Origin of the sequence: Rhodanobacter sp. Soil772 (assembly GCF_001428385.1) — a bacterium.
GTDB lineage: Bacteria > Pseudomonadota > Gammaproteobacteria > Xanthomonadales > Rhodanobacteraceae > Rhodanobacter.
Map to the genome: position 1 here is coordinate 16,352 of NZ_LMSK01000002.1, position 14,482 is coordinate 30,833.

A 14,482-nucleotide genomic window follows, 5' to 3' on the forward strand; every position below is an offset into this window, starting at 1 on the left:
GGTTCTGTTGCTGCTGCGACGGTCAACGGGGCGCCAAGCCTAACCCATCAGCGGAACTGCCAGGACTCGATCGACAGCTTCACCTTGTACGGCGCTTTCGCGGCGAACACCTTCGTCGGCAGCGGCGGCTGGCGCGCGTCGTCCCACTCGCGGTAGTCGACCGCCCAGCCATCCTGCAGCAGCAGCGAGGGCAGCCGGTTCTCGCCAAAGCTCAACTCGGCCGGGCCGCTGTCCGCGCGCAGGCCGAGCACCCAGGCACGCAGGTCGCGCAGCGGCACTTCCCAGCCGAGTGCCTTGCGCATCAGCGCCTCGGCATCGGGGCCACGCAACGGGCCGTGCGCCATGCCTTCCAGCAGGGCGCCATCCGGACCGCCGCTGAGGCGGAAATTCATGCCGCTGATCGCCGGCCCGCGCAGCACGAACTCGTACTGCTCGCCGTCCTGGGTCCAGCTGAAGCTGCCGCTGCCGCCGTCCTTGCCGTTGGAGACGCCGAGCCGGCCCTGCAGCACCCAGTGGTCGGCCTGTGCCAGCATCTGTTCGCGCGCGAGTTGCGCATTGAGCAGGCCGGCGTCGCCCTTCACGCGTACCGCCTGCGGCACACAGGCGGCAAGCAGCAATGGCAGGGCGACGGCGAGGAGAAGGCGCAGGCGCCGCCTCATGGATGCAACCGCTTCAGGGTTTCCTGCAAGGCGACGTTGTGCGGGTCGAGCTTGCGCACTTCGTCGAAGACCTGTTGCGCGTCCTGTTGGTGGCCCTGCTTCCACAGCACCTCGCCCAGGTGCACGCCGACGTCGGCGTCCTTGCGCGCCAGCCAGGCGCGGCGCAGGGTCTGCGCGGCCTGGTCCAGGTTGCCCATGCGGTATTGCAGCCAGCCCCAGGAGTCGGCGATCGCCGGATCATCCGGCTTCGCGCTACGGGCCGCGCGGATCAGCCGCTCGGCCTCGGCCAGGTCGCGGTTCGCGTCAGCGAGGGTGTAGCCCAGCGCATTGCTGGCGTCGACGTCGCCCGGCTTGATCTTCAGCAGATGCTGGAAGTCCTGCACCGCCTGGTCGATCTGGCCGGCCTCGGCATAGGCCAGGCCGCGGCCGTACAGCAACCCCGGATCGTCCGGCACCACCTGCAGCGCACGGCTGAACGCGGCCTCGGCCTTCGCGTAGTTCTGCTCGCGCAGATACAGCTCGGCGTCGGCCTGCCAGGCCTGGCGCAACTGCGCGGGCTGGTCGAGATAGGCCAGCTGCAGCTGCCCCAGCAACTCATGCGCGTCGGCGCGCTTGCCCTGCGTGTGCAGGATCATCGCGCTGCGCAGGTCGGCGTCGAACGCGTGCTCGTCGGTGTCGCCCACCTGGTCATACCAGGCCAGCGCCTCGGCCTCGCGATGCTGCATCTCGGCCAGCTGGCCGAGCAGGTAGGCGCTGCTTTCGCGAACCTCGGGCGGCGCCTTCTGCAATTCCTGGTACAACGAGGCCAGCGCCTTGTCGTTCCGATCATGCGCGGCCAACCCGGCACGCATGGCATAGATGTCGGCGTTCTGCGGGCCATGCGCCAGCAGCTTGCTGGCGCCCGCATAGTCACCGGCCTGGCTGAGCATGCCGGCATAGGCCAGGCGCAGCTGGGCATTCTGCGGATCCTTCGCCAGCGCCTTCTGCAGCAGCGCACGGGCGCCGTCGTGGTCGCCGTCCTTGAACTTCATCTGCGCCGCCCAGGCGTAGGTTTCGGCACTCCTGAACCGCTGCATCGCCGCGTCGGCAATCTGCACGGCGTAGGCGTGCCGGCCGAACTGGTCGCCCAGCTCGCTCATCGCCAGCCAGGCGTGGGCATCGCCGGGCAGGCGCGCCGGCGTGGCCAACGCTTCCAGCAGGCGGGCAGCCTGGGCCTGGTCGCGGGCGCCGACGAGGACGCGGCCGAACTGGCGCCACGCGTCCTTGTCGCCGCTGCCGATCAACAGTTCCAGCTGACGTCGCGCCTCGGCGGTATCGCCGCGATCCAGCGCCAGCTGGGCTCGCACCTGGGCCATCGCGGCGGGCTTGGCACCCAGCGCCTGCCAGCGATCCAGTGCGCGCTGGGCGGCGGCGCCGTCATGCACGGCAATCGCCAGCCCGGCGGCGCGCTCGGCCACCTGCGGGTCGTTGCTCAAGGCCATCGCCTTGTCGTAATGGCCGGACGCGGCTTTCAGGTCGGTGCGGGTCAGCGCCATCTCGCCGGCCAGCAGCTGCGCCAGCACGTCGTGGTCGGCATCCGGCGTGACCACCGTCAGCCGCGCCAGCGGCTGCGGCGTGGCGGCCGCTTTCGGGGCGGAGCGCAGAGGCGTGCCGGCGCAGGCGGCCAGGCCCAGCGCCAGCGCGGTTACTGCCGTAAAATGCCGCAGTTGCTTGAACTTGCTCGCCCCGCTCCGCACACTACTCTCCATCCACATGCCTGTTCTGATCGCCCGAGCCACCGTCTGGCGACGTTGCACCAAGCTTAGCCTACGCCGCCGGATCCCTGCCGCCGAGATGTTCCCGCCACCATGCCGCTGATCGCCCTCGGGCTCAATCACCTCACCGCGCCGGTCAGCCTGCGCGAGCAGGTGGCGTTCGATGCGGACGCCGCAGGCGAGGCCCTGCACGAGCTGGCCCGCGAACCCGGCGTGGAGGAGGCGATGATCCTGTCCACCTGCAACCGCACCGAGCTGTACGTCGGCGTCGCGGCAGGCGCGGAGGACATCCCGCAGGCATGGTTGAATCGTCACCACCATCTGACCCCCGGCAAGCTGGATGAGTTCCTGTACCGGCACGACGAAGACGAGGCCGTGCGCCACATGTTCCGCGTCGCCACCGGGCTGGACTCGATGGTGCTGGGCGAGCCGCAGATCCTCGGCCAGGTGAAGGACGCCTACCAGCTGGCGCGCGAGGCGCAGTCGCTGAAGGCGCCGATGGACCGCCTGCTGCAGCACACCTTCGCGGTGGCCAAGCGGGTGCGCACGGACACCCGCATCGGCGCGCACACGGTGTCGGTCGCGTTCACCGCGGTGCGCCTGGCCGAGCAGGTGTTCGCCGACCTGAAACACGCCTGCGTGCTGCTGATCGGCGCCGGCGACACCATCGAACTGGCCGCGCGGCACCTGGCCGAAAAGCAGGTGCGCCGACTGATCGTGGCCAACCGCACGCCGGAGACCGCGCAGGAACTGGCCGGCCGCCACGGCGGCTACGCGATCGCGCTGGCCGACCTGCCGCAGCACCTGGCCGAAGCCGACATCGTGATCTCCTCCACCGCCGCGCGGCAGCCGATCGTGACCCGCGCGATGGTCGAGCAGGCGATGGCCACGCGCAAACGCAAGCCGATGTTCATGGTCGACATCGCGGTGCCGCGCGACATCGAGGTCGGCGTGGGCGAGCTGCCCGACGTGTATCTCTACGGCATCGACGACCTGCGCCAGGTGATCGACGACAACCTGCGCTCGCGCGCCGCCGCCGCGCACGAGGCCGAGGCGATCATCGACCTGCAGGTAGAGCGCTACATGGCCTGGCGCCGCGCGCTGACCCTGAAGAATCCGGCCGTCGACATGCGCCAGCATGCCGAGGTCTATCGCGACGAAGTGCTGGGCAAGGCCCGCGCGATGCTGGCCCACGGCAAGTCGGCCGACGAGGCGCTGGCCTTCCTCGCCAACACGCTGACCAACAAGCTGCTGCACCACCCCAGCGCACGCCTGCGCGAAGCCGCGTTGAGCGGCGATCTCGACCTGCTGCACGCCGCCGGCCGGCTGTACGGGCTGGACGAAGAAAAGGCCGGGTCGCGGGGCGAATAGCGAATGCGGCTGGCTGCCGCTCGTCGTGTCCCGGTCACTGCGGTGAAGCCGTTGCTTTGCCACTCATCTCCCGCCACTTGTCTTTCATCCCATGACTCCTTCGATCCGCCGCAAGCTCGAGGCACTGGCCGAGCGCCATGAGGAAATCGGCCTGCTGCTGTCGCAGCCCGACGTGCTCGCCGACAACACGCGCTTCCGCGAACTGTCGCAGGAATACGCCCAGCTCGAACCGGTCGCCGCCTCGCTGCGCGAGCACGACCAGGCCGAGCGCGAGCTGGCCGCAACCCGCGCGATGCTGGACGACCCCGAGCTGCGCGAGATGGCGGTCGACGACGTGCGCCGGCTGGAGCAGCGCCTGCTCGACCTCGACGGCGAACTGCAGCTCCTGCTGCTGCCGAAGGACCCGCGCGACGAGGCCAACCTGTATCTCGAAGTGCGCGCCGGCACCGGCGGCGACGAGGCGGCGATCTTCGCCGGCGACCTGTTCCGCATGTACCTGCGCTACGCCGAGAACCGCCGCTGGCACGTCGAGGTGCTCAGCGAACACGCCGGCGAGCACGGCGGCTACAAGGAGATCGTGGCCCGCGTCGAGGGCAAGGGCGCGTACTCGCGGCTGAAGTTCGAATCCGGCACGCATCGCGTGCAGCGCGTACCGGAAACCGAGTCGCAGGGGCGCATCCACACCTCGGCAGCGACCGTGGCGATCCTGCCCGAACTGGACGAGATCGATGAGATCGCCATCAACCCGGCCGACCTCAAGGTCGACACCTTCCGCGCCTCCGGCGCCGGCGGCCAGCACGTCAACAAGACCGACTCGGCGATCCGCATCACCCACCTGCCCACCGGCACCGTGGTGGAGTGCCAGGAAGAGCGCAGCCAGCACAAGAATCGCGCTCGCGCGATGGGCCTGCTGAAGGCGCGCCTGCTCGACGAGGCGCAGAGCAAGCAGCATGCGGTGCAGGCCGAGGCGCGCCGGTTGCAGGTGGGTTCGGGCGACCGCAGCCAGCGCATCCGCACCTACAACTACCCGCAGGGCCGGATCACCGACCACCGCATCAACCTCACCCTGTACCGCCTGCCCGAGATCATGCAGGGCGACCTGGGCGAACTGATCGACACGCTGACCCGCGAACACCAGGCCGACCTGCTGCAGGCGCTCGGCAGCGCCTGAACCTCGCTGTCACGGGGTGCTGGGTTACCCTGCCCCTTGTCGTCATTCCGGCGAAGGCCGGAATCGCTCTTGCCAGTGTGCGAAAGTCAGGTGCGATTCCGGCCTTCGCCGGAATGACGAGGTTGAGAAGTTTCGAGGCTGGATACCCATGGGCAAGCACTACCGCAAGGCGATGAAGGAACTGCAGCTCGACCTGGTGCGGCTGCAGCACGGCCTGCGCAGCAGCGGCAAGCGGCTGCTGGTGATCTTCGAAGGCCGCGACGCCGCCGGCAAGGGCGGCACCATCAAGGCCATCACCGAGAGCCTGGACACCCGCGGCTACCGCATCGTGGCCCTGCCCAAACCAAGCGAGGTCGAAGCCACGCAGTGGTACTTCCAGCGCTACGTCGCCCACCTGCCCGGCGCCGGCGAATTCGTGCTGTTCGACCGCAGCTGGTACAACCGCGCGGTGGTGGAGCCAGCGATGGGCTTCTGCAGCAGCGATCAGTACGCAGCGTTCCTGGACGCCGTGCCGGCGTTCGAGAAGCTGCTCGCCGACGACGGCATCATCCTCATCAAGTACTGGCTGGCGGTGGACCAGGCCGAGCAGGAAAAGCGCTTCGCCGAGCGTGCCGACGATCCGCTGAAGCGCTGGAAGCTCTCGCCGGTGGACCTGGTCGCACGCCAGAAGTACGCCGAGATGGGCCGGCTGCGCGACGTGATGATCGAGCGCACGCAGCACGACCACGCGCCCTGGTTCGTGGTCGATTTCAACGACCAGAAGCGCGGCCGGATCAACCTGATCCGGCACCTGCTGCAACAGGTGCCGCTGCACGACGAAGCGGTCCCCGCGGTGAAATTGCCCAGGCTCAAGGGCAAGCCGAAGACCGAGCACGTCACCGAGCAGGCATCGTGGGTGCCCGATACGTTCTAGCCGGTGTGGAAACCGTGCAGATCCTGCTCCGGCAAGTCCTCGCGGCTGACCGTTTCGACCCGCGCGGCCGGCGGTCCCCGCCGCAGCCAGCGCTCCAGCGCATCGAGCGCCCGCGCCGTGCCGCCGGCCAGCACCTCGACGCTGCCGTCGCGCTGGTTCTTCGCATGGCCGGCCAGCCCAAGCGCCAACGCCTGCTCACGGGCATTGGCGCGATAGCACACGCCCTGCACCCGCCCGCTGACGATGAATCTCGCGGTTGGCATCACTTGGCCTCGATCAGGCCTTCCAGCGACGCCTCGGTCACCGGTCCCACGATGTGTTTGGCCACCTTGCCGTCGGGGCTGATCAGGTAGGTGGTGGGCAGGCCGCGCGGCTCGTCGAAATCCTTCAGCGGCTGGTCCAAAGTGACCTGGGCGATCGGGTACACCACCGGGTGCTTGGCCAGGAACGCCTTGATGTCGGCCGGTTCGCTGTCCTCGTAGGCCAGCCCGATCGCCACCACGTTCTTGTGCGCGGCGACGAAGCGCGAGATGTCCGGCATCTCCTTGATGCACGGCACGCACCAGGTCGCCCAGTAGTTGACGATCACCCACTTGCCGCGCTGCGCGGCCAGGTCGAACGTCTTGCCGTCCAGCGTGGCGACGTGCAGGGTCGGCCGCTCCGGCATCGCCGCCTGCACGGGCATGGCAAATGCGAACGCCACGGCCAGGACGGCCGCCGGGCGGGACAGGAAGGAGAACACGGTCATGCGGGAAGTTCCTCGGTGTCAGCCGCCGGGTCGGCGGCAGGGGGATAGATCTGGTCGAGCCGGGCGCCCAGTTTCGCCTGCAGCGCGGCGGCCAGTTCGGCCAGCATCGCCAGCAGCTCCGGCGGCAGCGCAATGCCCAGCGCGGCCGCTTCTTCCACCGGCCGCAGCGGCAGACGGTAGCTGGTATGCCGGTACACGCGCAGCAGGTCGGTGCTGTCCAGGCTGCGGCACAGCAGCCAGCCGCCGGCTTCGCCGCGCTGGATCAGGTCGGCCTGCTGCAGGTCGTCGATGTAGGCGGCGATCAGCGCACTGCGCAGGTACGGCTCGCGCACGCGCAGGTCGGCCGGGTCCACGCAGTCGCCGCTGCGCTGCGCTTCGACGAAATGCCGCAGCAGCACCAGCAGCCCGAGGAACTCGGCGCCTTCGGGCAGCGTCTGCATCGGCGCGTGGTATTCGAACGCGGACGCCGAGGCGGCGATCGACGCGGCCAGGATCACGATCACCCACGACAGGTAGATCCACAGCAGGAAGATCGGAATCGCCGCCAGCACGCCGTAGATCTGCTGGTAGGTCTGCGCCTGCTGCACGAACTGGCCGAAACCCCAGCGCGCGATCTCGAACAGCACCGCGCCGAGCAGCGCGCCGATCGCCGCGTCGCGGCGCGACACCTTGCAGTTCGGGATCACCGAATACATCAGCCACAGCGTAAAGAACGTCACCAGGAACGGCAGCGTGCTAAGCAAGCTCCGGGTGACCCCGCCGAGCTGGTCGGCGGCGCTGTGCAGCAACGGCGCCGCGGTCACGTACGAGGTCACCGCGATGCCGCCGACCACCAGGATCGGCCCCAGCGTCAACGCCGCCCAGTACAGCAGCAAGCGCGAGCTCCAGCTGCGCGGCTGGTGCACGCGCCAGATCCGGTTCAGCCGGTCCTCGATGCTGATCATCATCGCCAGCGCGCTGAACAGCATCACCAGAATGCTGATGCCGGTGAGCTTGCTGGCATTCGCCGCAAACCCCAGCATGGTCGCCTGCACCGCCTCGCCGGTCGACGGCACGAAATTGTTGAACACGAAATTGATCAGCGTGTCGCGCGCCGGCTGGAACACCGGGAACGCCGAGAACATCGCGAACACCGCCACCGTCAACGGCACCAGCGAGACCAGGGTGGTGTACGACAGCGCACCCGCCGTCTCGAAGCACTTGTCGTCGACGAAGCGCTGCCAGATGAAGCGGCTGAAGCTCTTCGTGCGTTCGTGATTGAAGCGCCGGATCATCGCTGTCCTTTCGCTGGCGGCCTGGGCGGACCACCAACATCGTGGGTACCGGCCGGTACACTAGCGTATTGCCAATGAATGCCTCAAACACATGAGCCGCGCCACATGAATCAAGAGATCCTGGTCCTGTACTACAGCCGCAGCGGCCACACCGCCCAATTGGCGCGCCTGATCGCGCGCGGCATCGAGGAAGTGCCCGGCATGCGCGCGCGCCTGCGCCAGGTGCCGCCGGTGGCGCCGGTGACCGAAATCGCGCAACCGCCGGAACCCGAGGACGGCGCGCCGTACGTACAGAAGCAGGACCTGCTCGACTGCGTCGGGCTCGCCATGGGCAGCCCCACCCGCTTCGGCAACATGGCCGCGCCGCTGAAATATTTTCTCGACACCACCGGCGCCGAATGGGCCAGCGGCGCGCTGGTCGGCAAGCCGGCGGCGCTGTTCACCTCCACCAGCACCATGCACGGCGGCCAGGAGTCCACCTTGCTGAGCATGGCGCTGCCGCTGCTGCATCACGGCATGCTGCTGCTGGGCGTGCCGTATACCGAGCCGGCGCTGACCGCCACGCAAAGCGGCGGCACCCCGTACGGCGCCAGTCACGTCGCCGGCGCCAAGGGCGACAACCCGATCAGCGAACACGAACGCGAACTGGCCCGCGCGCTGGGCCGGCGCCTGGCCGACGTGGCCCGCCGGCTGGCGGACACGCCATGACCGCCGCCACGCGCGCACCCATCCTGCCCGTCTATCGCGTCGGCCTGGTCGCCTGGGCCTTGCTCGTCGTGCTGCAACTCGCCTGGCATGCCTGGCTGGTGCCGCCGCAGGGCATGTCGCTGACCCTGCTGCTGGCGATCACCGTCATCCCGCTGTTGCTGCCCCTGCTCGCCCTGCGCGACGTGCGCCGCGCCCTGCTCTGGGTCGGCATCCTCAGCCTGTTCTACTTCTGCCACGGCGTGTCCGAGGCATGGAGTTCGGCGGGCGAGCGCTGGCTGGCGATGGCGGAGATCGTGCTGACCGTGCTGCTGATCGCGGCGCTGGGCGCCGGGGTGAAGCGGCGGCCGCCGGCTACGCCGCCAACGCGCGATTGACCGGCGGCGTCACGCCCGACCATTGATAAGTGAACCTGACCCCGTTCGGTGCCGTTCGGTGGATTGACTGCAGCGCATCCCGCGAGAGCACGCCCTTCACGCATTCGGTGAAATCACGCACCCCTACAACGTCATTCCGGCGAAGGCCGGAATCGCATTGGCTTTGCGCGTTGGAACACCTGGTCGCGCGCCTAAGGTGCGACACACCTGCTTCGCCGTTGAAAAGCGATTCCGGCCTTCGCCGGAATGACGAGGTGTGGGGCGAACGGGCAGTGACGATGCTCGGCGTCGAGTCTCTCGGCAGTCGACGTCGACTGAATTTCAGTCGGCAGGGAGTGGCTGATCTTTGACGCCGACCGGCAAACACCCGACGCCGATAGCGCCGCAGTTGGCGGGGATTGAAATGCAATCGATGGGGAGGTGCCGATACCCGGCGGGGACAGCCAGACAGTCGGTGTCGAGTGCGGCGACATCGGCGGGGACATCCTGCCGCCCGGCGTGGATTGAAATTCAATCGGCGGGGAGGCCGCGCGGGTCGGCGTAGATTGAAAAGCCCTCGACGCCGATATCCAGATACCCGGCACCGACCATGCGCAAACCCGGCGGAATGGCTTGCCCACCCCGCCGGATGTGAGGCATCAGGCGGCTGCCGGCTCGGGCGTAGCCTGGCCGGCGCGCGTGCCGGGGAAGCGCTGGCGCAGGTCATCGTAGATATCCTGCGCGCCGGCGCGGCTGCGGTGCGCCGCCTCGCGCACGCTCTGGTAGTAGGCCAGGTCGGCCATCCATACCTCGCTGGACACCAGTTGCACGGTGTCGTCCACGCTGGTCGCCAGGGTCTGCAGCTCCGCCGCAAAACGCAGCAACTGGGCACGCAGGGTGCGATCCTTCTGCACCTCGGCCAGGTCCACGAAACCCGGCACGAACTCCGCCCGGTTGCCCATGTAGGTCGTGCACTTCTCGTCGAAGCCGATCGACTTCGGCCCCATCTTCGGCAACTCGCGCCGCTCCTGCACCGCCAGCGTCACCAGAAACGGCAGCACCCCGCGGATCGCCGTCAACGCCCCCTGCACCGTCGCCACATCCTCATCCGACAGCACGGCGGAAATACGATTGTCATTGCTCATGGAAACACTCCCTTGCGTCAAGAAAAAGCCGCCCAGCTGGCGGCGTAGGGAGCGTAGCAATGAGGTGGCGTGGGGTTGGGGCGATGGGTGGTGTAGGGGGAGGAGGATGGGGTGTAGGTGGAGTGCTGGTGCCGGCGGTTTGGTCAGGTGAGCGGTCAACGCTGGAGTTAAGCGGCGGCGAAGCCGTCCACCTTGAACGAATTGTTAGGGCGCACCCGATTTCTCCAGCCTCATACGACGATCGAGTGCGTCGGATTTCTGCTGTTGTGCTGCGCCGAATTTGTTCCCGAGCGTACGGATCTCCTCACGCAACTCGTCTATGCACGCGCTTAGCTCAGGCTGCAGCGAATCGTACGAATCTAGACCAGATCTTAATGCTTTGATGTCCGCATATCGCCCCATAGCAACCGTTAGAGCTTTGTGAGCAATATGGTTCCTCTGGGTTTTTAGCTTATTCAAACGCGTGACAACTTTTGTGTTTGCGTTGAGTTTGCAGAATATCGTTAGAAGTCTCTCCAGCGAAAGTGAATCTAGGTCTTTGCTGGAATAACCAAAATGTATTGCACCATCGAGCCGCAACTCGATAAATTCATAGGCGATGGAGATGTAATACTTCAGGGACTGCTCAATAAACTGGAACTGCGCCAGCATGCGCAGAGTAGTTTGCTCGTACAGGTTCTGTAAATCTTCCATGTGCGCCCTAACGCTGGAGTTAAGCGGCGGCGAAGCCGTCCGCCTTGAACGAAATGTTAGACGTTAGCCGGTTGTCTGACTCTTTGCCGCAGGGTGGAACCGAGTGCAGTACCAGCCAAGAGAGCGCACACAAGTACGAGCCACTCTAAAGCGAATAGAAGTGGCGATGCCTTGCCGAGCCAACCAGTGAGTACCTGCGCGAACACTGACGCCACAGCTACTTGAAGTACTAGCGCAGCCCAAGCGTGAGCGAATGGCATGAATGGCTGATGGGCAGCAAAGTGGGTAAATACTACCCCACACAAAGTGAAGGAAGCTGCGGCGCTGACGAGCGACACCGCGATGCCAGCGCCGGCGCCCGTGGTGGAGAACAAACCTTCAAGGAAGCCGATCGTGAACTGCGTAGCAAATAGAGCGGCAGCGTACTTGGTGATCTTTCCCCAGTTCACGACTCTCTCCCTGATGTCTAACGCTGGAGTTAAGCGGCGGCACAGCCGTCCGCCTTGAACGACTGGTTAGCGCGCTAACCTTAGTCCATGGACTTTAGGTTGGCCACTGAAACCACCTTGTAGATCTTAAGCACGTGCCTAGATGCGCCGAGATTGCAGTAGTGACCTTTTGGGCTGAGGCTCCCTTGGACTACAACATCTGCGGTACCAGACTGGGCAGACGGAAGCTGTGCTTGAGCCAACTCGACGCTGTTGACGCACCAAGCCTCATAGGAGCCTGCAGGCGTGAACGAGGAGCTCTCAAAGTTGTAGAAATAGCTACCCTTGTAGATCTGCCCTTGCGAATGCGTGGCACAACCTGCAAGAAGCTGGCTTGTAGAAAGGAGCAATCCGATTGCGAGATTCTTCATTTGCACGCTAACGCTAAATAGATTTCAAAATGAAGTGTAATCCTGCAGCCTATCCCGTGCTCGTCGCCGTACACGACAGGGCTCAGGCCTACACAGATCAACAAGTTGCTGCGCTTGGTGCAGCCTAATCCCGCCGTCTAATCCCGCCGTGTCTCCACGCACACGATCACAGCGCGAACGCCGTACACGAAACACTCCCACCTCACCCGAACACCACCATGCTCTGCCGGCTCAACGCCACCGGCTCGCCGCGCGGCCCCCACAGCATCACGCTCTGGTTGGTGTAGCCGTCGCGGGCGGCGATCAGTTCCGCATCGACGCGCCAGTCGTCCAGGCCGAGGTCGTCGTAGCGGTCGCGCAGCAGTTCGAGCATCCAGGTGAGTGAGCTGCCGGGGGTGGGCGTGGCGAACATCGATAGGGCGATCGGCGGGATGAAATCGGCGAAGGCGAGTACGTGGGTTTCGTCCGGCGGGCCGTCGTCGCGCAGGGAGAGTTGCAGCACGCTGTCGCGCTGGTGGCCGCCGCTGAACGGCAGGTCGCCGCGCAGCCAGCTGGCGCGGAAGTGCTGGGTGAAGGTGGGCATGCGGCCTTCGACGTAATGCAGCTCCTGCGGCGCCACCGCCACGACGGGCGGTTGTTCGGGCTGGAAGTCCAACGCCGAGGGGCGCGCACGGCCGAATACGCCGAGCAGCCGGCACAGTGTCTGTTCGCCGTCGCACAGGCTGGCCTCGACCTGGATGACGCTGCGCCCTGCGCGCAGGCATTGCGCGCGAATGGCCACGTTGCCGGCCGGCACCGGTGCCACGAAGGTGGTCTGCAGGCTGCGCAACGGCATGTCCGCCGGCACCAGCTCGCGCATCGCGCGCAGGGCGAGTGCCGCCTGCAGGCCGCCGAAGGCGCTGCGCCCCTGCAGCCAGTCCTCGCTGATCGTGGCCTGCCAGCCGTCGCCATGACGCGTGACCGTCTGCATCGCTTCGGAAAATCGCATGGATGGCGCCTGCGCTGGGGAGTGGCTTTCGATGATGCCAGCGCCACGCGCCGAATGCCCGCATGCCTATACTCGACACCTCGACTCTGGGCGGAGCGCGCCATGGCCTTCCTGCAGGATTCACCGCAACTGCCGCACCCGTATCGCAGCGACCGTGCGCTGCTGGCCTTGCTCGACCGTGCGCTGCCGGCCGAGCGCCGCGCGGCGCTGAATGCCGACCTCGGCGCGCTCGGCGACTACGCGCAGATGGCGTGGCAGCGCGCGTGCACCACGACGCGGCGCAAGCCGGTGCTGACGCAGTGGGACGCGTGGGGCCGGCGGGTGGACCGCATCGAGTTGACGCCGGCGTGGCAGGAAGGCGCGGCGATGACGACACGGCATGCGGTACTGGCCGCCGGCCACGGCGATAGTGCGTACGGGCGGCTGGAGGAATTTGCCCGCGTCTACCTGTACCACCTCGCCAGCGAGTTCTACACCTGCCCGCTGGCGATGACCGACGGCGCCGCCACCGCGATCAAGGCCTCCGGCAACCGCGAACTGATCGAGCGCGTGCTGCCGCATTTCCTCAGCCGCGATCCGGCCACCTTCTGGCTCAGCGGCCAGTGGATGACCGAGACCGCCGGCGGCTCCGATGTCGGCCACACCGAAACCGTCGCGCGGCAGGATGCCGCCGGGCAGTGGCGCCTGTACGGGCGCAAGTGGTTCAGCTCGGCGGTGGTCGGCGAGGCGGCGCTGGCGCTGGCGCGGCCCGAAGGCGCCGCGGCCGCGGGCACCGCGGCGCTGGCGCTGTTCTATGTCGAGACGATGGACGGCGCGCGACGCAAGCCGGAGCTGGTGATCGACCGCTTGAAGGACAAGCTCGGCACGCAGGAACTGCCCACCGCGGAAATCCATCTCGACGGCCTGCCCGCGTGGCCGCTGGGCGAGTTGGCCCACGGCGTGCGCCAGGTGGCGCCGATGCTCAACGTCACGCGCACGTGGAACGCGGTCTGCGCGGTCGCCAGCATGGCCCGCGCGCTCAGCCTGGCGCGCGATTTCGCCGAGCGCCGGCGCGCGTTTGGCCGTCCATTGATCGAGCAGCCGCTGCACGCGCAGACGCTGGCCGACATGCAGGCCGAGTTCGAGGGCGCGTTCGCGCTGGCGTTCGAGATCGCGCAACTGCTGGGCCAAGTCGAGCACGGCGCGGCGCAGCCGCACGAGGCCGCGCTGCTGCGCCTGCTCACCCCGCTGGCCAAGCTGTGGACCGGCAAGCTGGCGGCGCAGATGTGCTCGGAGGCGCTGGAGTGCTTCGGCGGCGCCGGCTACATCGAGGACACCGGCCTGCCGCAGCTGCTGCGCGACGCGCAGGTGTACGCGATCTGGGAAGGCACCACCAACGTGCTGTCGCTGGACAGCCTGCGCGCGCTGGCCGGCGACAGCCTGGGCGCGTTGCGCACGGCCTGCGCGAGCTGGCTGGATGGCAACGACGACATGCATGCGGCCAGCGCGATCCGACAGACGCTGGACGCCGCGGCGCGCTGGCTCGACCAGCATGCGGCCGCGCGCGACACGCTGGAGGCCGGTGCGCGCGGCCTCGCCTTCACCCTGGCACGCTGCGCCGCGGCGGCGCTGCTGGCACGCCAGGCCACCTGGTCGGATCGCCACGGCGACCGCCGTCCGGCCGCGGCGCGGCGGCGCTTCATCAATCTTGGCCTCGACCGGCTGGTCGCGCCGGACGCCGACAACACCGCCCTGCTGCTGGGGTAAACGGCTCTTGGCGTAGGAGCCCGCTTGCGGGCGATGCTTTTGTCACACATCGGAAGAGCATCGCCCGCAAGCGGGCTCCTACAGGCACGCATGTGTCTGC

15 protein-coding genes are annotated in these 14,482 nt (G+C 67.4%); 7 read left to right on the forward strand and 8 right to left on the reverse strand.

Going from position 1 to position 14,482, the window contains the following annotated elements:
* Positions 1-47: 47 nt before the first annotated feature.
* Together lolB and ASG75_RS06820 are read right to left on the reverse strand one after the other, a co-directional pair.
* On the reverse strand, positions 48-659 hold the full coding sequence (gene lolB, locus ASG75_RS06815) for a lipoprotein insertase outer membrane protein LolB (RefSeq protein WP_056387105.1): 612 nt from the start codon (positions 657-659) through the stop codon (positions 48-50).
* Complete coding sequence (locus ASG75_RS06820; RefSeq protein WP_082547526.1) at positions 656-2,413, reverse strand: tetratricopeptide repeat protein; 1,758 nt, start codon at positions 2,411-2,413, stop codon at positions 656-658. The genes lolB and ASG75_RS06820 overlap by 4 nt, the downstream gene beginning before the upstream one ends.
* 93 nt (positions 2,414-2,506) lie before the next feature.
* Here ASG75_RS06820 and hemA point away from each other — a divergent pair, with 93 nt between their 5' ends.
* The 3 genes from hemA (at position 2,507) to ppk2 (ending at position 5,868) form a co-directional block, all read left to right on the forward strand.
* Positions 2,507-3,784: a glutamyl-tRNA reductase gene (gene hemA / locus ASG75_RS06825; RefSeq protein WP_056387109.1), complete on the forward strand. Its 1,278-nt coding sequence runs from the start codon at positions 2,507-2,509 to the stop codon at positions 3,782-3,784.
* A gap of 91 nt (positions 3,785-3,875) precedes the next feature.
* Entirely contained in the window at positions 3,876-4,955 is a 1,080-nt protein-coding gene (gene prfA / locus ASG75_RS06830) for a peptide chain release factor 1 (protein WP_056387111.1), read from the forward strand.
* 148 nt (positions 4,956-5,103) lie between these two features.
* Positions 5,104-5,868: a polyphosphate kinase 2 gene (gene ppk2, locus ASG75_RS06835; protein ID WP_056387113.1), complete on the forward strand. Its 765-nt coding sequence runs from the start codon at positions 5,104-5,106 to the stop codon at positions 5,866-5,868.
* Here the strand turns inward: ppk2 and ASG75_RS06840 are convergent.
* From ASG75_RS06840 to ASG75_RS06850, 3 genes are read right to left on the reverse strand one after another with little or no spacing between them, the layout of a single operon-like run.
* Positions 5,865-6,131 carry an acylphosphatase gene (locus ASG75_RS06840; RefSeq protein ID WP_056387116.1) on the reverse strand — a complete coding sequence of 89 codons (267 nt, stop codon included), beginning with the start codon at positions 6,129-6,131 and terminating at the stop codon, positions 5,865-5,867. The two genes, ppk2 and ASG75_RS06840, sit on opposite strands and share 4 nt — an antisense overlap.
* Entirely contained in the window at positions 6,131-6,616 is a 486-nt protein-coding gene (locus ASG75_RS06845) for a TlpA disulfide reductase family protein (protein WP_056387118.1), read from the reverse strand. Before ASG75_RS06845 ends, ASG75_RS06840 begins: the two co-directional genes overlap by 1 nt.
* Positions 6,613-7,890 (reverse strand): YihY family inner membrane protein, encoded by a 1,278-nt coding sequence (locus tag ASG75_RS06850; protein WP_056387121.1) that lies wholly within the window; start codon positions 7,888-7,890, stop codon positions 6,613-6,615. The genes ASG75_RS06845 and ASG75_RS06850 overlap by 4 nt, the downstream gene beginning before the upstream one ends.
* 105 nt (positions 7,891-7,995) lie before the next feature.
* Here ASG75_RS06850 and wrbA point away from each other — a divergent pair, with 105 nt between their 5' ends.
* On the forward strand, positions 7,996-8,598 hold the full coding sequence (gene wrbA / locus ASG75_RS06855; RefSeq protein WP_056387124.1) for an NAD(P)H:quinone oxidoreductase: 603 nt from the start codon (positions 7,996-7,998) through the stop codon (positions 8,596-8,598).
* Positions 8,595-8,972, forward strand: coding sequence for a DUF2069 domain-containing protein (locus ASG75_RS06860; RefSeq protein WP_056387125.1), 378 nt, complete (start codon positions 8,595-8,597; stop codon positions 8,970-8,972). The genes wrbA and ASG75_RS06860 overlap by 4 nt, the downstream gene beginning before the upstream one ends.
* A 638-nt stretch (positions 8,973-9,610) precedes the next feature.
* Here the strand turns inward: ASG75_RS06860 and ASG75_RS06865 are convergent.
* The gene (locus tag ASG75_RS06865; RefSeq protein WP_056387129.1) at positions 9,611-10,096 is read right to left on the reverse strand and encodes a hypothetical protein; all 486 of its coding nucleotides are present in this window, start codon (positions 10,094-10,096) and stop codon (positions 9,611-9,613) included.
* Between the two features lie 204 nt (positions 10,097-10,300).
* Entirely contained in the window at positions 10,301-10,789 is a 489-nt protein-coding gene (locus tag ASG75_RS06870) for a hypothetical protein (protein WP_056387130.1), read from the reverse strand.
* Positions 10,790-11,034: 245 nt separating this feature from the next.
* Between ASG75_RS06870 and ASG75_RS16235 the strand changes: the two genes are divergently transcribed.
* Positions 11,035-11,202: a hypothetical protein gene (locus ASG75_RS16235; protein ID WP_157616917.1), complete on the forward strand. Its 168-nt coding sequence runs from the start codon at positions 11,035-11,037 to the stop codon at positions 11,200-11,202.
* Positions 11,203-11,850: 648 nt separating this feature from the next.
* Here ASG75_RS16235 and ASG75_RS06875 read toward each other — a convergent pair.
* On the reverse strand, positions 11,851-12,636 hold the full coding sequence (locus ASG75_RS06875) for a thioesterase family protein (RefSeq protein ID WP_056387132.1): 786 nt from the start codon (positions 12,634-12,636) through the stop codon (positions 11,851-11,853).
* A gap of 102 nt (positions 12,637-12,738) precedes the next feature.
* Between ASG75_RS06875 and ASG75_RS06880 the strand changes: the two genes are divergently transcribed.
* Complete coding sequence (locus ASG75_RS06880; RefSeq protein ID WP_056387134.1) at positions 12,739-14,382, forward strand: acyl-CoA dehydrogenase family protein; 1,644 nt, start codon at positions 12,739-12,741, stop codon at positions 14,380-14,382.
* Positions 14,383-14,482 lie beyond the last annotated feature (100 nt).